Source organism: Spongiimicrobium sp. 3-5 (genome assembly GCF_046557915.1).
GTDB lineage: Bacteria > Bacteroidota > Bacteroidia > Flavobacteriales > Flavobacteriaceae > JBHEBG01.
This window is the reverse complement of record NZ_JBHEBG010000001.1, coordinates 804,339-826,753: the sequence shown is the minus strand read 5'-3', so window position 1 is coordinate 826,753 and position 22,415 is coordinate 804,339. Positions and strand designations below refer to the sequence as shown.

Annotated in this window: 23 protein-coding genes; 18 read left to right on the top strand and 5 right to left on the bottom strand. The window is 37.3% G+C overall.

Features of this window, described 5'->3' with window-relative positions; all coding sequences use genetic code 11:
* Positions 1-153 precede the first annotated feature (153 nt).
* The gene (locus tag ACEQ81_RS03670; protein WP_411029493.1) at positions 154-915 is read left to right on the top strand and encodes a hypothetical protein; all 762 of its coding nucleotides are present in this window, start codon (positions 154-156) and stop codon (positions 913-915) included.
* Here the strand turns inward: ACEQ81_RS03670 and ACEQ81_RS03665 are convergent.
* Positions 912-1,382, bottom strand: a complete 471-nt coding sequence (locus tag ACEQ81_RS03665) for a hypothetical protein (protein ID WP_411029492.1) — start codon at positions 1,380-1,382, stop codon at positions 912-914. The genes ACEQ81_RS03670 and ACEQ81_RS03665 overlap by 4 nt on opposite strands.
* Before the next feature lie 252 nt (positions 1,383-1,634).
* Here ACEQ81_RS03665 and ACEQ81_RS03660 point away from each other — a divergent pair, with 252 nt between their 5' ends.
* From ACEQ81_RS03660 to ACEQ81_RS03600, 13 genes are all read left to right on the top strand, one after another.
* Positions 1,635-2,321 carry a hypothetical protein gene (locus tag ACEQ81_RS03660; RefSeq protein ID WP_411029491.1) on the top strand — a complete coding sequence of 229 codons (687 nt, stop codon included), beginning with the start codon at positions 1,635-1,637 and terminating at the stop codon, positions 2,319-2,321.
* Positions 2,322-2,480: 159 nt separating this feature from the next.
* Complete coding sequence (locus ACEQ81_RS03655) at positions 2,481-3,359, top strand: hypothetical protein (protein WP_411029490.1); 879 nt, start codon at positions 2,481-2,483, stop codon at positions 3,357-3,359.
* A 157-nt stretch (positions 3,360-3,516) separates the two neighbouring features.
* The gene (locus tag ACEQ81_RS03650) at positions 3,517-4,395 is read left to right on the top strand and encodes a hypothetical protein (RefSeq protein ID WP_411029489.1); all 879 of its coding nucleotides are present in this window, start codon (positions 3,517-3,519) and stop codon (positions 4,393-4,395) included.
* A 93-nt stretch (positions 4,396-4,488) separates the two neighbouring features.
* A complete protein-coding gene (locus ACEQ81_RS03645) occupies positions 4,489-5,427 on the top strand; it encodes an NAD-dependent epimerase/dehydratase family protein (RefSeq protein WP_411029488.1) in 939 nt (312 codons plus the stop codon).
* Positions 5,428-5,577: 150 nt separating this feature from the next.
* Positions 5,578-5,943, top strand: coding sequence for a hypothetical protein (locus ACEQ81_RS03640; protein WP_411029487.1), 366 nt, complete (start codon positions 5,578-5,580; stop codon positions 5,941-5,943).
* Positions 5,944-6,130: 187 nt separating this feature from the next.
* Positions 6,131-7,303, top strand: a complete 1,173-nt coding sequence (locus tag ACEQ81_RS03635) for an ImmA/IrrE family metallo-endopeptidase (protein WP_411029486.1) — start codon at positions 6,131-6,133, stop codon at positions 7,301-7,303.
* Positions 7,303-7,812 (top strand): DUF4411 family protein, encoded by a 510-nt coding sequence (locus tag ACEQ81_RS03630; protein WP_411029485.1) that lies wholly within the window; start codon positions 7,303-7,305, stop codon positions 7,810-7,812. The genes ACEQ81_RS03635 and ACEQ81_RS03630 overlap by 1 nt, the downstream gene beginning before the upstream one ends.
* A gap of 372 nt (positions 7,813-8,184) precedes the next feature.
* Positions 8,185-8,592 (top strand): DUF1801 domain-containing protein, encoded by a 408-nt coding sequence (locus ACEQ81_RS03625; RefSeq protein ID WP_411029484.1) that lies wholly within the window; start codon positions 8,185-8,187, stop codon positions 8,590-8,592.
* Between the two features lie 185 nt (positions 8,593-8,777).
* Positions 8,778-9,158 (top strand): VOC family protein, encoded by a 381-nt coding sequence (locus ACEQ81_RS03620; RefSeq protein WP_411029483.1) that lies wholly within the window; start codon positions 8,778-8,780, stop codon positions 9,156-9,158.
* A gap of 46 nt (positions 9,159-9,204) precedes the next feature.
* A complete protein-coding gene (locus tag ACEQ81_RS03615; RefSeq protein ID WP_411029482.1) occupies positions 9,205-9,666 on the top strand; it encodes a nucleoside deaminase in 462 nt (153 codons plus the stop codon).
* 148 nt (positions 9,667-9,814) lie between these two features.
* Positions 9,815-10,249, top strand: coding sequence for a hypothetical protein (locus tag ACEQ81_RS03610; RefSeq protein ID WP_411029481.1), 435 nt, complete (start codon positions 9,815-9,817; stop codon positions 10,247-10,249).
* 90 nt (positions 10,250-10,339) lie between these two features.
* Positions 10,340-11,422 carry a serine hydrolase domain-containing protein gene (locus ACEQ81_RS03605; RefSeq protein WP_411029480.1) on the top strand — a complete coding sequence of 361 codons (1,083 nt, stop codon included), beginning with the start codon at positions 10,340-10,342 and terminating at the stop codon, positions 11,420-11,422.
* Positions 11,423-11,630: 208 nt separating this feature from the next.
* Complete coding sequence (locus ACEQ81_RS03600; protein WP_411029479.1) at positions 11,631-13,070, top strand: S41 family peptidase; 1,440 nt, start codon at positions 11,631-11,633, stop codon at positions 13,068-13,070.
* Between the two features lie 2 nt (positions 13,071-13,072).
* On the opposite strand, the gene ACEQ81_RS03595 is transcribed toward ACEQ81_RS03600, so the two are convergent.
* Positions 13,073-14,365 carry an aminopeptidase P family protein gene (locus ACEQ81_RS03595; protein WP_411030366.1) on the bottom strand — a complete coding sequence of 431 codons (1,293 nt, stop codon included), beginning with the start codon at positions 14,363-14,365 and terminating at the stop codon, positions 13,073-13,075.
* A 97-nt stretch (positions 14,366-14,462) separates the two neighbouring features.
* Positions 14,463-14,747: a hypothetical protein gene (locus ACEQ81_RS03590; protein WP_411029478.1), complete on the bottom strand. Its 285-nt coding sequence runs from the start codon at positions 14,745-14,747 to the stop codon at positions 14,463-14,465.
* A 181-nt stretch (positions 14,748-14,928) separates the two neighbouring features.
* On the opposite strand from ACEQ81_RS03590, the gene ACEQ81_RS03585 reads away from it, so the two are divergent.
* The 3 genes from ACEQ81_RS03585 to ACEQ81_RS03575 all read left to right on the top strand — a co-directional run bounded on the left by ACEQ81_RS03585 (position 14,929) and on the right by ACEQ81_RS03575 (position 19,659).
* Positions 14,929-17,778, top strand: coding sequence for a VPS10 domain-containing protein (locus ACEQ81_RS03585; RefSeq protein ID WP_411029477.1), 2,850 nt, complete (start codon positions 14,929-14,931; stop codon positions 17,776-17,778).
* A 112-nt stretch (positions 17,779-17,890) separates the two neighbouring features.
* Complete coding sequence (locus tag ACEQ81_RS03580) at positions 17,891-18,427, top strand: GNAT family N-acetyltransferase (protein ID WP_411029476.1); 537 nt, start codon at positions 17,891-17,893, stop codon at positions 18,425-18,427.
* A 53-nt stretch (positions 18,428-18,480) separates the two neighbouring features.
* Positions 18,481-19,659, top strand: a complete 1,179-nt coding sequence (locus ACEQ81_RS03575) for a DUF1624 domain-containing protein (protein ID WP_411029475.1) — start codon at positions 18,481-18,483, stop codon at positions 19,657-19,659.
* 2 nt (positions 19,660-19,661) lie between these two features.
* On the opposite strand, the gene ACEQ81_RS03570 is transcribed toward ACEQ81_RS03575, so the two are convergent.
* Together ACEQ81_RS03570 and ACEQ81_RS03565 are read right to left on the bottom strand one after the other, a co-directional pair.
* Positions 19,662-20,627 (bottom strand): succinylglutamate desuccinylase/aspartoacylase family protein, encoded by a 966-nt coding sequence (locus tag ACEQ81_RS03570; protein WP_411029474.1) that lies wholly within the window; start codon positions 20,625-20,627, stop codon positions 19,662-19,664.
* The gene (locus ACEQ81_RS03565; RefSeq protein WP_411029473.1) at positions 20,605-21,495 is read right to left on the bottom strand and encodes a RimK family alpha-L-glutamate ligase; all 891 of its coding nucleotides are present in this window, start codon (positions 21,493-21,495) and stop codon (positions 20,605-20,607) included. The genes ACEQ81_RS03570 and ACEQ81_RS03565 overlap by 23 nt, the downstream gene beginning before the upstream one ends.
* Before the next feature lie 250 nt (positions 21,496-21,745).
* On the opposite strand from ACEQ81_RS03565, the gene ACEQ81_RS03560 reads away from it, so the two are divergent.
* Complete coding sequence (locus ACEQ81_RS03560; RefSeq protein ID WP_411029472.1) at positions 21,746-22,414, top strand: succinate dehydrogenase cytochrome b subunit; 669 nt, start codon at positions 21,746-21,748, stop codon at positions 22,412-22,414.
* Position 22,415 lies beyond the last annotated feature (1 nt).

Below are 22,415 nucleotides of genomic sequence, written 5' to 3'. Positions count from 1 at the left end.
TTAACGATACACCGACAATAGCAAGAGATACAATTTTCAGGAATCGTATTTATAAAATTTTTATCTTTTCGCAGGTTATCCAATAGCATCGTGGTGATGCAAAAACGACGAGGTGTTGTTCCATAATTTGATTTTTCGGAAATACGGATAAAAATGAAAAAATTATTTCTTCTAGTACTTTTCCCCTTATGCTGCTTAGCACAAAAATCAATTCAAAAAAGCGATGTTGAAATTTATACACAACTTACCTTTTTAAAAGTAGACCCCAGTGCAAAAATCGGTTTCGAAAAAAATATGGGTCACCTTGCAAGCCTGGCAAAAAAGGCAAAACTCAATGAACGTTTTGATTGGCTTACCTACATTTCCGACACGCAAGAATACCTCATCGTAAATTTTAGTGATGGAATTCCCGATGTACTTTCATTAAAAGGTTATCGCGATGAGTTTTATAAGCAGGGGCTTGGCGTAGCATTCGACCAAGCCTTAGACTCGTTAAACAGCTTAGGTATTGGTGTAGGGTTTAATTACGTTAAGGAAATGATACTGCCCTGGAGTACTGTGACGGAAATTTCCGTTGCTCAATTTCCACTGTCCAAAATGATGGTCTATGAAATTTCTATGAATAAGCTAGATGCTTTTGATGTACAGATACGAAAACTGGCCGGGCTATTAAAGGAAACAGCATATCCGTATCCCCTGGAGAGTAGTCGTGGTTCGGTGGGCGCCTATGGCAAAGTAATCTTGGTTTGGTTTTATGATGATCTAGAGGTGTTTGAAGGGGTGCAGAACCTTACCCTTTGGATGCAAAAGCGAGATAAGTTGCAAGAACTTACCGAGATTCAAACCAAGATCAAAAGCATAATAAGCTCGGAAGAAGTTTATCGCCTCACCTATAACAAAGAGCTTAGCAACTAAAACCTAACAAAATATCGCCTTGGTCTCTTGGTCAGGGTTATGGTTATAGTGCTCACCACTTTTCCATCCTCAAGCAGAACAGGTAAAATAATTTCATTGTTACATGTAATGTAGTAGGCACTTTGTTTATTCTCAATGGCCATTGGCATAAGGTGCAGCTCTTTTTGGGTTGCCAATTTTCTTGCTTCGTTTACGGTAAGATAAGACACCGTATCGCAAGAATTTAACATGGTCCGTAATTCTAAAAGTTGCGCTTCAATTAAACTATCGCGAGCCTTTATGCGTTGGGCACCCACGTTTCCCCTGTTTACCAGCACTAGTGTTTCCTTTCTTATCTGCTCAATGGCCATTTCAGAAGTTGCAATCTGGGTTATGAAAGTTTGTAGCCCATAGTCGTTCTTAGATTGTTTTGAACATGAACAAATACCAAAAAAGCCAATTGCTAAAATCGTTGTTTTATTTATCATAACAGGGTTTTAATTTTGAATGTCAAAGATTCAGCCTATACTTTTTTAGACACCTTTTTTGTGAAAAGTCACGCTTACTTCAAAGATTTACAGAAAAACCTGTATTCATAGTAAGGAATTATACTGCGGAGATTGCTAATATTACTGTGTTGGCCAAAGACATTTTATAAAAGATTACAAAGAAGGATTTGTTATCTTAGTTTTTATAAGTGAGATATAATTAATAACCATATCCAATTGTTATAAACAAGTTTGAAAAAAAACATAATCTTATTTTTAATCGTAACTGGACTTTTCAATTCTTATGGTCAGGAATTGAGTGGTGTTTGGATGTCATACAATAATCGGATTGTAGAAGGAACAACATACCACACAAGGGGCGATGAAGGAGTGATTATCGATTTCGACAATTCTACAATGGGTCATATTAAGACAGATACAGTAGTAAATATCAAAGTAAATTTCAAAAAATCGAAAATAAGGAGTAGAGCATTAAAAGCTAAAATAAAGTTTCGGCAATTCGGTCAAGATTCCATCGAAATGAATGGATTAGAAAATACCATTTATGTTTTTCAAAAATTGGACTTAACTCATAAAATTGACCTGGATAAAAATGAAATTTCGAACTTCTTAATAACTCACCAGTTCGATTCGATTCAAGGAATTAAAGGAGAGTTTAGCTCGGATAAGTTTTTCCGCGATATTACCTTGAACGTACCGCAACCAAAAAATCAGTTTGTGAACAAGAACTGGAATGACTACGGGTATTGGTCGGTAAAAAAAATTAGAGAAAATGCTTTCTTAATATTCACAATTGGACAAACAGAACCAAATAATATCCTTCAAATACTATCGATTACCCAAAATGGCCTAAAACTGAACGAATTACAAGCGGACAATTGGATGGAAAATTTGACGGAAATAAAAACCTGTTTATAACAAAGCCTAAAATTCATTGCTTGCGGATTTCCTAAACAGAAATCCTGCGCAAAAAGCTATCTTTAGGTTCGGCTGGATTGTCCTTCGGACGAATCACAGCAACGAACCTTAGCCCAACCGTTGTGCGTCATTACCAAACACTGAAATACATTCTTACTGATGGAGAATCTAAGTAGAATTGAAAAACAAATAATTGACTACTTAATAGAATCTGATTCTATTGGAGGTAATTCTAATGAAAATAAATCTAAATGGAATTGGGTAGGATTGAGAGACCCAGAAGAATTACCAACATTGGAAAATAGGTTTGTGATAAAAACTCATCATGAAACCATGGCTTCACAAAAAAATCAGGCTAATATAGAAGACTTAATACGTATACTATTTAAAAATGATTATGATTTTAACGATGCTGGAATTTTAATAGATTTAGATATTAAAAAATCAGAACCGACAATTCATTTAATGGAAAAGGAATATAGAAGTGAATTCATAATTATTGGCAACTGGTTGCTATTTGAAAAAGTAAACTATATTCTGGTTAAAATATCAAATTTCTTAAATCAATTGGAAAGCGATGGCTTTGTTGATAAAATCAGTATCAGGAATAGTATTGAAGATAGAAAAAATTTCTTTCCATATTATATAAATTGTAGTGAAGGTTATAACAAAACCTTGGAGATTAAAAACAAAGAGGTGGTAAATAATTTTATAAATTGCTTCTGTTATAATTATGTTCCTAATTATAAATTAATAGAGTTTAAAAATAATAATTATCAGACTACTAATCTAGTAATAGCAGCTAACGAATTAAAACTCTCTAAGAGAAATATCAAACTCGCAAAATTTGGACTGATAACCGCAATATTTAGTGCTTTTGTTTCTTTAATAGCTATCGTTCTAACACTATATAGTATAGGTATTCCTGCATCAGTTAAAATTGACGAATCACAAGTAAAATATTTGAAAGAGGTTATAAGAATTGAAAAAACAAAACCTCAGATTATCGTAATAGATACAATAAATCAAAAAAAATAACGAACGCACAACAATGGCTATAAGTAATTGCTTGTTCTCGCCTACTTTGGAAATTCCTGCGGAATTTCCAACTTGGTGTGTACTTGCAAAGTTAACCGCTAAACCACGCAACTACTCATAGCCGAACCGTTGTGTGTAATTTAAAAAAACTCTCGAATTGAAAAGAATAATCGGAATTTTATTGATAATTATCTCTTTGTTTTCCTGTGAAAATTCAAATTTAGAATCAATCAAATTTGAAAAAAATTTATTATCTAAAATTGAGGAAAATGGGAAGAAATTTATCGAATCAAAAGAAAAACAATATTTAGATTTTAGAGAATTAACTGTATTTGATTGGGACTTTTTTAAATATATTTCAGGAAATGAAAGTGTTCCAGTTTTAAAAGACGAAATCAAATGCGACCTAAATTTAGATTTTGAAACGAGTGATTTAAATATAAATAAATCAAGATTTTATTTTTTTAAGAACAATAAATTAATAAAGGAATTAGAAATAAGTCACAATGACAAAGTTCATTTTTATTTCTCGAATTACTGTTCAGAAAAAGAATATTACGAAAGTAAATTCATAGCAACAAACAATTCCGAGAAATTTGAAAATTCAGAGACTATATTGCACCCTTTTTGTGAATCAAGAATATATAAAAGTGAACAATTAATTGAATATTATGATTATAAATTTCTTGTTTCTAGTCTTATAACAAAAGATAAAGGAAAAACTTATGAATATAATATTGCCGAAAAAAAACTAACTGACTCTATTGGAATTAGTGAAGTTTTTAATAAAAAAATCAATCATGAAAATGGAATAATAAAAATTTCTTTTGACATTATAAAAGACAGAATAAACAAACCGAAAAATTTTGTAATAGTGAAAGAGAATAAAATATTTATAAGTCCGAATTTCTCTAAAAGTTGCTATAAAAACTCTGCAGAGAATGTAATTTTTCATTGTGAATTTGATTTTTTGGAAAAAGAATTTAAATCAACAGAATTTGAAATAAAAACTACACACAACAACGTGTGTAATTAATTGCTAAATTAGGTGCTCAAAACCCGTAACTAACCATACACCAACCGTTAGCCATTATTTGAAAAAAACATAACTAATCAAAAAATAGAAATTATGAAAACAGCTGGAATTATTGGTGGTTCAGGTTTCATTGGAAGTCACACTACAAAGAAATTTTTGCAAGAAGGATTTAAGGTCAGAGTATCTGCTACGGACATTTCCAAAACGGAAAAATACAGCCATTTAAAAGCATTGCCGAATGCAGAAAATCTTGAAATTCTTCCACTAAAAGTTGAAAATAAAAATCAGCTAAAAGAATTCATTAAAGGTTGTGACATAGTTGTTCACGGAGGCACACCCTTTCAGTTAGATGTTAAAGACCCAAAAACAGAGTTGTTTGACCCAACAATCAAAGGGACAGAAAACTTTCTCGAAGTTATTAATGAAACACCAACAATTGAAAAGGTGGTTTTTGTTGCATCGGTTGCTGCATATAACACAAATTTCCCACTCCCTGCCGGCAATAAAAACCCTCACGATTCATTTGACGAAAATGATACGCCATTTATGAGTGAAGAAGGCCATCCTTATGCCCAAGCCAAATTTATTGCAAATCAAACAGTGGAAAAATTCGTAAAAGAACATCCAAATGCCGATTTTGAAATTACGAGTGTTTCGCCTACGGGAGTTATGGGGAAATCATTATCCAATAGAGAAGATTCAACCTCTTCAGGTCTACAGTTTTTATTTAAGAATAAAATAGCACCCAATCCCTTTATACAAATGTTCTATGACAATGACATTGAATTTGCAATGGTGGATGTTAAAGACGTAGCAGATGGGATTTATAGTGCTAGCACCACTAAAGGCTTACACGGAAAAAATTATTTGTTAAGTAGCGAAAGTTGGAAAATTTCAGATATTACCAAAATGCTGAATAATGAAAAACCAAATGGAAATGCTCACATCGTTTATAAAAATGATGCTGCAATACAAGATTTAGGAATTCAATTTAATCCTGTTATCATTCCGTTGACTGAATTTAATAAATAGAAAAACTGTTTGTAACAAGGTGTATAATTAATTGCTTAATCTCACTTACTCTGAAAATTAATTAGGAATTTTCAGCTCATGTGCACTAACAAATTTAAGTACTAACCCGCACAACTACTCATAGCCGAGAAGTTGTAACCTATCAGAGAAATGAATACGGACAAAGAAATTTTTATTCCAAATCAACAAACTCGGAAAAAATTATCTGAAAAACTCAATCTGGAATTTGACGAAAATATGCAAGATTGGGAATGGGAAATATCTGACCCAAATAGAATCGCTGAATTCATTGCCGAGTACGACAATGTAAATTCTTCACAAAAGGAAAAAGAAACTCTAATGGAAATTATTCTTGACAGCCTGAATGATATGGAAAAAACAAGTGCAAACAATGATTTTGAAAAACATTTGAATTCCGTTATTTTTCGATTAAAAGAGAATTGCGAAATTCATAGCGGAACTATTAAATATTGGAAATACGGAAAATTTGATATTTCTGATTTCCTGAAAATATAACTACCTACAAAACCGTATAAAATTGATTGCTAAGACGAATTCTGATAGCTATCGGGAATAAAAGTTCGGCCCTGTGTTAAACCGAAAAGTTCGCGTCTTTTTACACGCTACATTTCATACACAAACTGTTAATCACAAGCTGAAAAAAAAATCCGTTCTGAATTAAAATTTTAACTTTGTAAAAATAATGACTGAAAAAGCATTTATAACATCTGAGATTTTAAAGTGGGCTAGAGAGACCGCTGGAATCTCTGTGGAAGATGCTGCCAAAAAAGTTTTAGTCTCACCCGAAAGATTCTTGACTTGGGAAAATGGAAATGACTATCCAACTATTAGACAAGCGAAAATATTAGCAAAAAGTTATAGAAGACCTTTTTCTATTTTCTTTTTGCCTGAAATTCCAAAAGACTTTCAACCACTTCAAGATTATAGAAGAGATGATTCTCAAAAATTAGATACAGCTTCTCTCTTCATAATTCGTGATGTTCAAGAAAAACAGAATTGGATTAGTGAGTTATTCGAAGAAATTGGAGAAAACAAACTTCCATTTGTTGGAAAATATACGCCAAATGATAATCCAGCGGTTGTTGCTAAAGATATATTAGACACATTAAAAATTAGTCCAGCTAATTACAAGAAAACGCCAATTAATGAATGGATTGAAAAAGCAGAATTAGCTGGAATATTTATCTCACGTACTAGTTATTTACATTCTAGATTGGTTCTAGATAAAGACTTGATACAAGGATTCGCTATTTCTGACAAATATGCACCCTTCGTATTCGTGAATTCAAAAAATTGGAAGGCCCCACAACTTTTTACATTAGTACACGAATTAGCTCATATTTGGATAGCTAAATCTGGAATATCAAATGAAATAGATATTGATTTCACCAATAATCCCATATCAAAATTTCATCCAGTAGAATTATTTTGCAATCAAGTTGCAGCTAACGCTTTGATGCCACATGAAATCATCATTCAGTTAGGTAATGAAACATTTGATTCAACCCAAAAGATTTTCAAACAAGCTAAGGAACTTGGCATAAGTTCTTTTGCTTTATTGGTAAGAGCCTTAAACTTAAACTTAATTTCTCAATCTAAATACAAGTCATTAAAAGAAGATGCTCAAGATGAATTTGAAAAATTCTTAGAAAGAGAAAAGATAAAAAAAGAGAAACAAAAAGAAAGAAAAAACGGTCCAGACACTTATCTTCTTCGATTGAACAAAAACAGTAAGTTGTTCACAAGAATTGTTATGGATTCTTTTAATAACGGTTCATTATCGCCATCAATAGCAAGTAATCTTCTTAACACGCAGATTAACAATTTCCAAAAATTTGAAAAACTACTTGCCTAATGTTTGAAGAAGATAAAGCAGTTTACTGTATTGATGCAAATATTCTCATTCAAGCTTGGCAAACATATTACTCGCCGGAAATTTGCCCTTCATATTGGGAAGTACTAAATGAATTAGGAAAAAAGGGTGTGATTTTTATTCCAGAATTGGTTTATGAAGAAATTGAAAAAGGACAAGACAACCTATTCGAATGGTTAAAAAATAGCGACATTCCAATTAAAAAAATTGATGGTGCAGTAACAAATTGTCTGAAAGAGATTTACGCAACCAATCCTAAGCATAAATATTTAGTGTCAAGCAATGGAATTCACTCAAAAGCTGACCCTTGGGTTATTGCTCATGCAATGAATGAAAAAGCTATAGTAGTGACTAAGGAAAAAAAAGATTTTGTCCGGAAACAGACGAAAATCAAAATTCCTCACGTATGTGATAATATGAATGTTAGTTGGATTGACGATTTTGAATTTATAAAGAATTCTAATATAAAGTTCACTTGTAAATCGGAATAAAGCCAGTGGTCAATAGCATATTTAAAATAAAGCGCCACTATTGCAAAAAATGTTTTTTACTTCAACATTCTGTTTAAATTCTATTCCCTCAAAACGTTAACAATTCCTATAATCCATTGCCGCGTCCCTAGAACCAAAAAGATTACAAACAAGGATTTGTTATCTTAGTTCTTGTAAGTGGGGTATGGTTAATAACTATCTCTGATTGATGTACATAATCAGATAAAATGAAAAAAAAACTATTATCAATACTTGCAATATTTGGAATTGGAGGAAGGGCTTAAACGGAAGAATTACAAACAGGTCTCAGAAATACTCTAGCCGTCGCTTCTGATAGATTTGAAAATTGACAATAAACTAGAATAGGGAAATATGAAACCGACAAATAATGTAATGGAATTCATAAAATCTGTCCAAAATGAAACTAGACAAAAAGACGGACTTGTTGTTATGGAAATGATGAATAAAATCACCAATTTAGAACCTGTAAAATGGGGGCCTTCAATAATTGGATTCGGGGAATATGTTCATAAATACGAAAGTGGGCGGGAAACGAACCTGCCTTTAACTTCTTTTTCGCCAAGAAAACAGCATTTGGTTTTGTACGTGCTAAATGGTTTTGAAAATCAGGAAGCATTATTGAATGATTTGGGTAAACATAAAACGGGTAATATATGTCTATACATAAACAAACTTGTTGATGTGAATATCGAAATTTTAGCAAAAATTATTGCTTCCTCCTATAATAAGAATAAAAGGTATAGTAGTGTCCAATCTTGACCCAACATTAAAGATTTAAAAAACACTGCCCACAACACCATATAAAATTAATTGCTAGTGCAAATCCCGCTAGCTATCAGGATTCCATTCGGTTTATATTTGCTAAATTAATGACTTAAACGGCGGCGCCAATTGTACAGATAACGTGTGAAGTAAAGCTTGAAAATCTAAACTGAAATTAGACTATGGACTTAAATCAAATAACCATTCCGTCGTTGGATTTGACGAAATCAATTCCCTTTTATGAAAAATTAGGATTGAAATTAATAGTGGAATCACTACCTCATTACGCAAGATTTGAATGTCCAAATGGAAATTCAACTTTTTCGATACATCTAACTGAAAACTTGCCAAAAGGAGATGGAATTTATGTCTATTTTGAATGCGATAATCTTGATGAATATGTTGGTGAACTTATGGAAAAAGGGATTGTATTTGACCAACCACCGACCGACCAAAGATGGTTATGGAGAGAGGCGAGGGTAAAAGATGTTGATGGAAATCAATTGATTTTGTTTTACGCAGGAGAGAACAGGATAAACCCACCTTGGCGAATTGAAAGTTAATCGACGGAATAAAACATTATAACCAATTTATAAAGAATCCGTAAACATGAAAAATGATAAAGAATTGGTAAGAATGGCAATCGAGATGGCAAAAGAATCTAAACAAAAAGGTAATTTGCCATTTGGCTGTATTCTTGTAAATGAACAGGGTAAGGTAATTTTAAAAGGAGAAAATACCATTAACACTGATAAGGATTGTCTTGCCCATGCCGAAATTAATTTAATACGGGAAGCCAGCAAATTATACGATTATTCGTATTTGAATAATTGCTCGATCTATACTAGCGACGAGCCATGCCCTATGTGTACTTCTGCCATTTATTGGAGCGGCATAGGAAGGCTTGTTTACGGGTTAAGCAAAACCGAGTATTACAAAATTGTTGGTAGGGAAAACCCTAATTGGGTATTTGAAATGCCGACCAGGGAGTTGTTGGAAAAGGGAGGTAGAAAACTTGAAGTAATAGGACCCCTATTGGAAAAAGAAGCTTCAATGTTGCATTTGGATTAATCTTCCCATAAAAGTAACCTTGTAACAACTAGCCTATGATCATCTCCCTAGAGTTAAAAGGATAGCCCATAGGGATTTGTTATCTTCGGCAGATGATCAATGGTTATGAAATTGTTGTTTACATTTAAAAAATAACTTCCTAATTAAAATGAACACATTAAAAATAGGTTCCATCATTTTAAGTGTTTGGAGTAGTCTAAACTTCTTTCCTTCACTATATGTTGCGCTAAGTATTCTCTTTTTGGACAAACACCCGCCGGGGTTATATGCGGTATTAAAGGAAGAAAATATAAACGCAATGAGTGCGCCAATGCTAGCTACGGTAGATTCTATTGGTCTGTTTGCAAATTTATCCGTAGCGGCTTTTAACCTATTGATGCTGGTTGCAATCTGGAAAGGATTGAACAAAAGAATCATATGGGTCTATTGGGCGTTGCTGGCATCGTCTACTCTGGCCATTTTGGCTGGAGTTGCGGCCGACTATGCCGTTGGTTATGCTTTTCCAGAAGTAAATATTATATCGGCCGCAATCTTAATAATCGGCTTTGTATTTTCTGGTATTGGGCTCTTTAAATCAAAGTGAATGAAATATACATATCTGGTTACCTGAGACTATTTCGGTTAAAAATTCTCCGCACCAATCCTATACTAATCCTTGAAAAGAAATAATTACATGAATAAAACCTCCCTTTTAATCTTATTAGTAGCATCATTATTTTTTGGATGCGAGGCAAAAAACAAAAAGCAATATGCGAACAATGTTTCAACAGTGGAATCAATACTCGAAGAAAATGCATCCGCTTTGCTTAAAGACAAAAGATTTCATTCGTTATCCGTAGGCATCTACAAAGATGGAAAGACCATTACCAAACATTTTGGAGAATTGGAAATAGGTAAAGGCAATCTACCCAATGACACTACCATTTATGAAATTGCATCGGTAACCAAAACATTTTTAGGGACATTGACCGCAAAGGCGGTATTGGAACAAAAGATTAACTTAAACGATGATATACGGAGTTATTTGGAACAACCCTATCCCAATCTAGAATTTAATGGCAAGGCCATTACCATACAAGATGTGTTGACCCATACAAGCGGATTTCCAAATTTTCCCATTAAGGGAGATACCAAGCAAAATTTCTTTGAAGGCCTAAAGGAAATTAAGATTGAGGATGAAATAGGCACTGTCTATGCGTATTCAAACACAGCACCTGAAGTGATGGCGTTTATACTGGAAAAAGTTTATGGAAAACCATACGAGATGCTGGTTAAGGAATATATTGTAGCGCCTAATGAGATGAAGCGGACCAAGTTTGATTTAAGCGAGTTTGAAAAAAAAAGTCTGGTACAAGGATATAATGGGGAAAACGAATTAATGCCCAATTTTGAGCGTAATCTTTGGGGCGGTACCGTTGGGTTGCATTCTACCATGGCAGATATGCTAAAATATATAGCGTATCATTTAGAGGATGCCAATGAGATTATTAAAGAGTCGCATAAAGATTTTCTAGAAACGCCATACGACTTCAATATTGGTTATTATTGGAATATAATAAAGACCAAGGACGAGGTTGTCTATAGGCATCATGGCGGAATATTTGGAATGCAAAATTGGTTAATGATTTATCCCAAACAGAATATGGGAATAAGCATTTTTACCAATTGTAGCTTTGATGAAACCGGGGAACTATTGGAGGAAGTAGCAACCAACATTTGCGCGGAAGTGGCAAAGATAGATTTATCAGACAAATAAAAAACACTTAGGTCAACAACTAGCAGTAGGTTAGGAGAAAAATACCTTGCCCGAATTTCTGATAGATTGAAAGCCTGCGTACAACAAATGCGATAACTTAACCCAGTTAGAGAAGCAACGACCCTCTCTTTAAAGCTACTCCGGTTTACCCAACTGTAACATTTCCCAAAAAAACAAATCTATCAGAAAGAAACCAATCCCAAACGCCATGCGTACAAAAAGGACCTATTTCTTGTTGATAACGGTAACCGTTTTGCTTACCGCTTGTAAATCGGAACCAAAAAACGAACCTACTATAGCCGGTATTTGGCAATCGTTGGGCTATGGGAAAATTCTAACGATAGAAGAAGATTCTTATGCTTTTTATGACCGCACCAAAATTTCGTGCCTACCCGTACAGCAAGGAAAAATCGCCACATTTGGTGATGGTCTTACACTGTTGGGCGATACCCTTATACTGGCAAAGGGCACAGGGTTATACCATTATAAAAGAATACCAGCTCTTCCACCGTTATGTTCCCAACCTCTTTCCGAAGAAAAAAGAAAAGACCCTATTTATAATTTTGAGGTTATGGCCCAGACCATTACGGCCCATTTTGCCTACTTTAAACGAAACAACATCAACTGGGACAGCCTGTATACCGTTTCCAAAGCGAAAATTACCTCAACAACTACAGAAGCCGAACTGTATTTGGTATTGGAAGAAATAGGCAACACCCTAAAGGACAATCACGGTTATATAGAACCCACAGACAAAGTCTATGAACAAGCCGAAGCTTTACGGCCTGCACCTGTAGCCGATGAAACTACCGAAGAATTGGAGGAGTATGGGGATTTTCCCCTAGCCAAAATGGTTGCCAAAACCTTTCTGGATGAAGATCTCACCAGAGATACCTGGTTAATGCACTGGGGCAAAATGAAAAACAATGTAGGCTATCTGCAAGTAAAGGCCATGTGGCTATATGCGGATTTAAATTTGTCCGATTCCTCTATACAAAAACATGGTTTTGTGGATACTTACGTAAAGGCGTATACTGCGCTTAATGAGACCGATTATATTGCAAGAGAAGCCGTTGGAGCGCAACAAATAATGGATAAGGTAATGAAAGACCTCCGTACTTGTAGCCATATCATTGTTGATGTTAGGTTTAACGGTGGCGGACAAGATGCAGTAAGCTTGGAAATCTTACGGAGATTCAACGACCAAAGGAAACAGGTAGCTACCAAACGTGCCGTAATGGCCGCCGGTTTTACCCAAAGCATCCCCATATTTTTAGAGGCTTCTGCCAACCCGTACACAAAGCCTGTTTATTTGCTTACATCGCAGCAATCTGCCAGTGCTACCGATTTTATGGCTTTGGCCTCCCTAGAACTTCCCAACATAAAAAGAATAGGGTCGCACACCAACGGAGCACTATCCGATGCACTTGAAAAAAAACTCCCCAATGGTTGGTATTTTTCTGTTTCTAACGAGGTGTATTTGGATAACCAAGGCACTTGCTATGAAAACAATGGGATTCCTGTAGACTATGAACTGAATTATCCTGAGGATCGACAACCTTTTTTTAGAACCGTGGCCCACGATTTGGAAAAGGACAAAGCGGATATCTTAGATGCCATTGAGAAAGTAGCGGGAAAAACCAAGTAATCCTATCTTGCCATTAAGTCCTCTATTTCCTCCACTAGAATCGGAATATTTTGCATAAGATTTAGCGGAGCTCCTTGCTGCTGAATAACCACATCATCCTCTAAACGTATCCCCATTTTTTCATTTGGGATATAGATGCCCGGTTCTACGGTAAAGACCATGCCCGCTTTCATGGGTGTTTTTAACGCACCATAATCGTGGGTGTCCAACCCAATATGGTGGCTGGTGCCGTGCATAAAATACTTTTTATAAGCAGGGTATTCTTTGTTTTCGTTTTGTACATCTGCCTTGTCCAGCAAGCCCAATTTTATTAGTTCCGAGGTCATTATTTTCCCTACTTCCTTATGGTATTCGGCCCAAAGGGTGCCGGGTACCAATAGTTTGGTGGCCTCGTCCTTAACGTGCAGCACAGCCTCATAGACCTCTTTTTGGCGCGGAGTAAATTTTCCGCTTACCGGAATAGTGCGGGTCATATCGCTAGAATAGTTGGCATATTCCGCGGCCACGTCCATTAAAAGCAGATCACCGGACTGGCATTGTTGGTTGTTCTCCACATAATGTAGCACATTGGCATTGTTCCCCGAGGCAATAATAGGGGTATAGGCAAAGCCTTTGGAGCGGTTGCGCACAAACTGGTGCAGGTACTCGGCTTCTATTTCGTACTCCCAAACACCGGGCCGTACAAACTCTAAAATTCTTCGGAAACCCTTTTCCGTAATATCGCAGGCGCGCTGCATCAGCGCTATTTCTTCTTGCTCCTTAACACCTCTTATCTGCTGTAAGATAGGGTTGCTTTTGGCCCAACCGTGCGCCGGAAAATTTTGCTTGCATTTAATTATGAACCGGTCTTCCCGTGTTTGGGTTTCTACGGCTTGCCGATAATGTTCATTGGTATTAAAATAAACGGTATTGGCTTCGGTCATTAAATCAAAGAATATCTTGTCAAAGTCGGGCAGCCAACAAACGGTTTCTATTCCGGAAACTTGGGTGGCACGTTCCTTGGTAAGTTTCGCTCCTTCCCAAACGGCTATATGCTCATTGGTTTCCCGTACAAAAAGTACTTCCCTATGTTTAGGGTTCAGCGCTTCTGGAAACAAAACCAAAATAGTTTCCTCTTGGTCTACCCCGGATAGATAAAATATATCTCGATGTTGCTCAAAAGGCATGGTGCTGTCCGCGCTAATTGGATAAATATCATTGGAATTAAAAACGGCAATACTCTTGGGCTGCATTTGTTCAGCGAATTTTTTACGATTCTTTACAAATAATTCACTGGCTATTTGTTCATATTTCATGTCGGAAACTACTTTTTCCAAAAATAGGTATTTACAGCAAATAAAAAGAGGGCTTTGGACAAGCCCTCCTAACAAAATAAAATTTGGTCACGGTTAATTATCTTGAAATAGCGTTTTTAATAAATCCTATGACAATCATAAGCAAGCCACCGCCAACACCACCACTTGCAATACTTCCCAGAACATTGGCCATATCTAAAACTCCTGGTTCTCCGGCCATGCCCAACATTCCTAAAATTGCTCCTCCAAGACCACCTCCCACAATTCCTGAAATGGAATTCCCCAAGGTGCCCAACGACTGTTTTTTTAACAATTTCCCAGCTACATTGCCTCCTAAGGCGCCAGTCAGCAGCTGAATAATCAGGGGCAAATACACTCCCATTATGACTGTTTATATGAATATATGATAATAAATTAACAACAATTTAGCATAATAAACAATTATTAAATGATAAAACTACGGATATAGGAATTGAGTTCTTTGTGCTGGCATCTTAAATAAAAGTCTTGGCATCGCTTATACAAATTCATAACTTCACGGAAACAAATGAAAACTCATTTTAATGAAAAATATTTCCTTCCTTTTTTTAATAGTCTTTTCCACAATTTGTTCTGCACAACATACCGCAACTACCGCTACTAAAGTACAAGAGGCCTTGTTACAAAAAAAAGAAATGGCCCAGGGTTCTTTGGTAAAACATATTCCTTTTAAAAATATAGGCCCAACGGTTATGAGCGGCAGGGTGGTAGACCTGGCCGTTAACCCCAACGACCCAGCGGAATTTTATGTGGGCTATGCGTCTGGAGGATTGTGGTATACCAACAATAATGGTACATCATTTATTCCGGTATTGGACGCCACCCCCACCCAAAATGTGGGCGACATAGCCGTGCATTGGGAGTCTGGCACCATATGGGTAGGCACAGGCGAAAACAATGCTTCGCGTTCTTCTTATGCAGGTATCGGTATTTTAAAATCTTCGGACAAGGGCAAAACCTGGAAAAATATGGGTTTAACAGATTCGCATCATATAGGTCGTATCGTTATCAACCCCAACAATCCACAAGAAGTGGTGATCGGGGTAACCGGACATTTATATTCCAACAACGAAGAGCGTGGTATTTATAAAACCCTGGACGGAGGCACTACTTGGAATAAGACTCTTTTTGTGGCCAATAATACAGGGATTATAGATGTGGCCCATGCTCCCGGCAATTTTGCGGTTATGTATGCGGCTTCATGGCAAAAGGATAGAAAGGCTTGGAACTTTAGCGGAAGCGGAAACGGTTCTGGCATCTATAAAAGTACCGATGGTGGCAATACCTGGGCCAAAGTTTCCACGGAAAAAAGTGGCTTTCCTACGGGAGAAGGCGTTGGTAGGATTGGATTGGCAGTTTTTGATGAAAATACAGTTTATGCGGTGCACGACAATCAATTTAGGAGAAGCAAACCAGCAATACCTGTAAGAACCTCCGATGATTTGTTAAAAGACGATTTTAAGACCATGTCCGTGACCGCTTTCCTAAAATTGGATGACAAAAAATTGAATACCTTTTTGAAAACCAACGGTTTTCATGAGAAATATAAGGCAGATAATATAAAACAGATGGTGCGAAGCGAAGCGGTTAAACCCGCCGACCTAGCCAAATATCTGGAAAATGCAAACTCCTTGTTATTTAGCACCCCAGTTATTGGCGCAGAGGTATACCGCAGCGATGATGCCGGCATCAGCTGGAAAAAAATGAACGAAAACTACATTGATGACCTCTACTATAGCTATGGTTATTATTTTGCGCAGATCGGAGTGGATCCCAACAACAAGGATAAAGTCTATATTGCCGGGGTTCCCATATTAAAATCTACCGATGGTGGCAATGCGTGGACATCCATTAACGGCGATAACGTACATGCCGATCATCATGCCCTATGGATCAACCCAAAAAAAACCGGACATCTTATAAACGGCAATGATGGAGGGGTAAACATATCGTATGACGATGGCGCACACTGGATTAAAAACAACTCCCCATCCGTAGGGCAGTTTTATGCCATAAACGTAGATGATGAAAAACCGTATAATGTATATGGAGGGTTGCAAGACAATGGGGTTTGGAAAGGCCCTCATAATGCCAAAGAGGACAGTGGTTGGCACCAAACCGGACATTACCCTTGGAAAGCTATTCTGGGAGGCGATGGTATGCAGGTGCAAATAGATAACAGAGATCCCAATACCGTTTATACCGGGTATCAATTTGGAAATTACTTCAGGTTGGACCTGGCCAACAACAAACAAAAATATATTCAACCAAAGCACGAGCTGGGCGAACCCGCCTACCGTTTTAATTGGCAGGCTCCCATTCTATTGTCGCCCCACAATCAGGATATACTATACTTGGGCGGTAATAAATTACATCGCTCTTTAAACAAGGGAGATGATTGGGAAGCCATTTCTGGCGACCTTACCCAAGGCGGAAAAAAAGGTAATGTGGCTTATGGCACCTTGGCAACTATTTCCGAATCGCCCTTTAAATTTGGTTTAATATATACGGGTAGCGATGATGGTCTTGTGCAGCTAACCAAAAATGGTGGTGGCAGTTGGGAAAATGTTTCTCCCCCAATTTCCAAGGATCTTTGGGTAAGCAGGGTCGCCGCTTCCAAACATAAAAAGGAACGGGTATATGTTAGTTTAAACGGCTACCGTTGGGACGATTTTAAACCCTACGTCTTTAAGAGTGATGATTATGGGAAAACATGGACAAGCATAGCAGGCAACCTACCAACTTCCCCAGTAAACGTAATTCTAGAGGATCCGGAAAATGAAAACCTTTTGTTTGTTGGAACCGATAATGGTCTCTATGTTTCTTTTGATAAAGGCGCTTCTTGGGAGCTGTTTCAGAACGGCATTCCCAATGTTGCGGTGCACGACCTTGTAATTCAGCACCGGGCCAAACATCTGCTGGTAGGCACACATGGGAGGAGTATTTACAAAGCCGATATCTCCTATCTGCAGAAGACCACAAAGGAAAGTCTTTCCAGACCCTTAACGGTATTTGCCATACCCAATATAAAGCATTCCAAAGCTTGGGGCAATGCCCAATATACTTGGAACAAACCCCAAACTCCGGGAATAGATCTTATGTTCTACACCTCGGACGAAGATCTCTGCACAGCAAAAATATTGACAACCGATAACATTGAGGTAAGTAGCACAGAAATTATGGCTAATAAAGGTTTTAATCTGTTGTCTTATGACGTGGCCTTTTCCAAAAAGGGTAAAACAGATTACCTAAAGAAAAATAAAAAAATATTGGCCGAGGCCAAAGATGGAAAAACCTACCTCCCCAAAGGAAAATATAAAATTGAAGTCAGTGGCAACGGAACACAGGCCAGCCAGACGTTTGAAATTGAATAATTTATAGAAAACGATACGAGCAATAGCCGAAGCGAGCAAGTTTCAGATTGCAGAAGGGTACTGTCTTCGCTAGTTTTGTTGTATAGAAGTCTTCAAATTAAAAGTGTAAAAAATGTCATCTCAAGATAACTTGTTGATACGAAAGGCAACTTTTAATGACGCAGGGGCCATTGCGCTTTTGGGCCGTATAACCTTTACCGAAACTTTTGGTGATCTGTTTAGGGACAAGCAAGACCTTCTCAGTTATTACAACAGGACCTTCAGTGTTGAAAAAATTAGAAATGGTATACAGAAAGCCAATAATATCTTTTGGATTGCACTTAAGGAAGAGCTACCCGTGGGTTATGCCAAATTGAAATTAAACGCAGACACGCCACTTATTAAAACCGATTTGGTTTGCCAGCTTCAGAAGATTTATGTGCTGCGCGATTTTTTAGGCCATAAAATTGGTTTTAAATTACAAGAAGAGGTACTGAGCGATGCTACAAACAGGGGTTTTAATGAAATTTACTTGTCCGTACTTGCCAGTAACGATAGAGCCATCAATTTTTACAATAACAACGATTTTTCAAAGATAGGTGAACACGATTTTCAGATTGGAAAGGAAAATTTTGAATTCATATGGATGAGCAGGGCCCTTAATTCTTAAAACAATCATACGCTTAAAACAGTAGTATCTTTAACAACAAACATCAACTAATTATGAGTAACGAAAGAAAAAAGAGAATAAAATCCATAGACATGCTACGTGGCTTGGTTATGGTGATCATGGCTTTGGACCATGTGCGCGACTATTTTCACTACGATGCCTTTTTCTTTGATCCTTCTGACATTACCAAGACCAATGTGGCGCTTTTTTGGACACGATTTGTTACGCATTTTTGCGCCCCGGTATTTGTATTTTTGGCAGGGACTTCCGCCTTTTTTGTTGGGCAGCGAAGGGATAAGAAATCCTTGGCTTCTTGGCTTTTGAAAAGAGGGGTATGGCTCGTTGTTGCCGAGCTCACCATCATAAAATTGGCATGGATGTTTAAACTGGATTATACCACAACTTTACTGCAGGTAATTTGGGTTTTGGGTATCAGTATGATCTTCTTGGCCGGCTTTATCTACCTTCCAAAAAAATTGACCATTGTTGTCTCGGTCTTGGTGATCTTGGGCCACAACCTATTGGACTCGTATGCCCCAACAGGAGCTGTTGCCTCTGGAGTGTGGACCTTCCTTCATGTTTTCAATATTGTGTCTTTTGGGGACTTTCAGATTTTTGTAGGCTATCCTATGATTCCATGGATTTTTGTAATGCCTTTGGGGTACTATTTTGGAGAATTATATAAATCTTCCGTGTCACAAGAATATCGCTTAAAAAAACTTTGGCAGTTGGGACTGGGCCTTACTTTGTTGTTTTTTGTACTTCGATTTATAAATGTTTATGGAGACCCCTATTTTTGGGCTCCTCAGGAAACCCTTGGGTTAACCATAGCCTCGTTCTTTAACATTACCAAGTATCCGCCATCACTGATGTACTTGCTTATTACCATTGGCCCATCTATACTATTCCTGGCCGTGGCGGAAAAATGGCAAGGTGCATTCACCCAAAAGTTTGTCACCATAGGTAGGGTACCCATGTTCTTCTATATTGTTCATATTTACGTTATTCACCTGTTCGCGGTTTTTGCTGCTTTGGCTACCGGATTTAGTTTCTCCGACATGGTCATAGATTTATGGATAACCCTACAACCTCAACTACAAGGCTATGGATTTGGATTGGGAATCGTATACCTTATCTGGATAGTGCTTACCATAGCACTATATCCTATATGTAGTTGGTACGATGCTTATAAGACCAGTAATAGGGACAAATGGTGGTTAAGCTATATTTAGCATTATCTACCAACATGGAATAAGGCATCGCCTTGGTTTACCACAGCTTGGTGGTTAACACAAAAGAGGTAACCGTCATAAGGCGCCTTTATTTTTTTGGTATTCTTGGCGTAGGTGTCCGTTACCATGCCCATTTGCTGTCCTTTTTTAATTTCGCTGCCATTGATAATCTTAGGAATAAACATACCTGCGGTTGGTGCTCTAAGCCATTTGTGGTCTTGTAGATGTATTGTTTTGGAACGTTCTGCATATACCGGTTCTATCTTGGAAATCATTTTGAAATGTTTTAACACATTCAATATTCCTTGCATGCCTTCCCGAATGGCAAAATCATCGAAACGCATACTTTCACCTGCTTCAAATACTACCGTGGGTTTTTGCATTTTAAATGCAGCATTACGGAAGGAACCACGGATTAAACGGGAAGAGAACGAGAAGGGTGCATTAAACACTTTGGCCAATTTTATACTATTGGGATCCTCCTCGGTATAACGGATCTGTGGAAAGTTGTTCCGTTGATTGGCCCCGGTATGCAGGTCGATACCAAAATCCATCTGATGCATTATTTCGGACACATAATGATAGGCTATTCTGCTGGCCATGGAACCCGTTCTGTTTCCCGGAAAACTGCGGTTTACATCTTTACCATCGGGTACGTCCCTAGAAAAATGTATAAACCCAAAAATATTGAGGATAGGCACAGCTATTACCGCTCCTTTGGTTATTTTGAAACGTTTTTCATAAAGCATGCGCCGTACAATTTCTATCCCATTGATCTCATCGCCATGTAGGCCTGCCTGTATCAAAATGGTAGGGCCTGGTTTCTTGGCGTTGAACACATAAATGGGAATATCTATGAGGGTACCGGTTGGTAGGCGGTCTATACTAATGGTCAGTAATTTGTTCTGCCCCGGGTTTACGGTCTCCCCTCCGATTACGATATCTTTATTTTCTTCTTCTTCGCCCATTCTTTTCTACAAATAGTATAATTTCCTTTGCGACGTTTACGCCCGTTGCCGCTTCTATACCTTTAAGTCCGGGAGATGCATTTACCTCTATGAGTAAAGGTCCCTTTTTGGAACGGATAAGATCTACCCCGGCAACCCCAAGACCAAGATATTTTACTGCATTAAGGGCAATATACATCTCCTTTGCTGTAGGTTTTACGCTTTCGGTATTTCCACCCCTATGCACGTTGGATCGGAACTCGCCCACGGCACTGGATCTTTTCATACTGGCCACAATACGCTGACCCACCACAAAAATGCGGATATCCTCACCGTTCGATTCTTCAACATATCTTTGGATGAGAATACTGGTATCCATTTTATAGAAGGTATCTATGATAGATTTTGCCGATTTTTTGCTCTCCGCCAAGATCACCCCAAGGCCTTGGGTGCCCTCTTGCAGTTTAATTATTACCGGTGGCCCTCCTAGCAGATTTATTTGTTCCTCAATATTATCTGGATTAATGGAAAATACGGTTTCTGGTATGGGTATGCCCTTGCGCGCCATAATCTGTAAAGTACGTACCTTGTTCCTGGCACGTGTAATCCCTAAAGACCGAGCCGTACTGAAAATACCGTTCATTTCAAACTGCTTTACAATAGCTGCGCCATGGCGGGTGACCTTGGCCCCTATTCTTGGGATAATTGCATCAAACTCATCCGTTACATTTTCTTCGTGAAGATAAACCTGTGGGTTTCCCGAGCCCAACTTTACCGAACATTTGGTGTGGTCTATAAGTTCTATATAATGCCCCAATTTTTCGGCCTCTTCTGCCAATCTTTTGGTAGAATAGACATTCATACTCACCGATAACAAACCAATGTCCATTTTAAAGTATGCTGATTTTAAGAATTCCTATGTAATATCGGTCAAAAAATACAATCGGGCTAATTAGGTCTTTAGATTTTGCATAAATGTCTTCAAAAGGAACTTTTTTGCCAATAAATTGTTGCTTTCTGACCATTGTATGCCGACCGCTTTAAAAGATTTCCTAAATTGATTCTAAATAAAAGACTAACGGCTTCAAAGTTTGTGAATCACTAGGCTGTATAGTAACTTTGTTATAAAATAACTACCAATGAGCGGATTGATAAAATCATCTATTGCCAGAAAGATTGTCATGGCACTTTCTGGCCTTTTTCTCGTATTCTTCCTTGGACAACATTTCACCATAAACATCGCCTCCGTAATAGATCCGGATACCTTTAATTCCTGGTCGCACTTCATGGGATATAATCCTTTGGTGCAATACCTGTTGCAACCTATCTTAATTGCCGGAGTAGTTATACATTTTGTTATGGGGTTTGTTCTAGAGATTCAGAACAATAGGGCAAGGCAAGTGAAATATGTGAAGTACAAGGGCAGTGCCAACGCACCGTGGGTATCTAGGAACATGATTCTTTCCGGTGCCGTGGTCTTAGCGTTCCTTGGGTTGCACTTCTACGATTTTTGGATTCCGGAAATGGCGTTCAAGTACATAGAGAGCAATCCGGAAGATCCAACAAGGTACTATGCGGAAACAGTAGAGAAGTTTGCTCCTTTTTGGCGTACTATAATTTATGTTGTTTCTTTTATCTTATTGGCATTACACCTTTGGCATGGGTTTGCATCTTCTTTTCAATCCATGGGGCTTAACAACAAGTATACGCCGGCAATCAAAAAATTTACAAAATTATTTGCGATAGCCATTCCGTTAGGGTTTGCCTTCATCGCTATATACCATCATCTTAATCCTATAACACATTAAC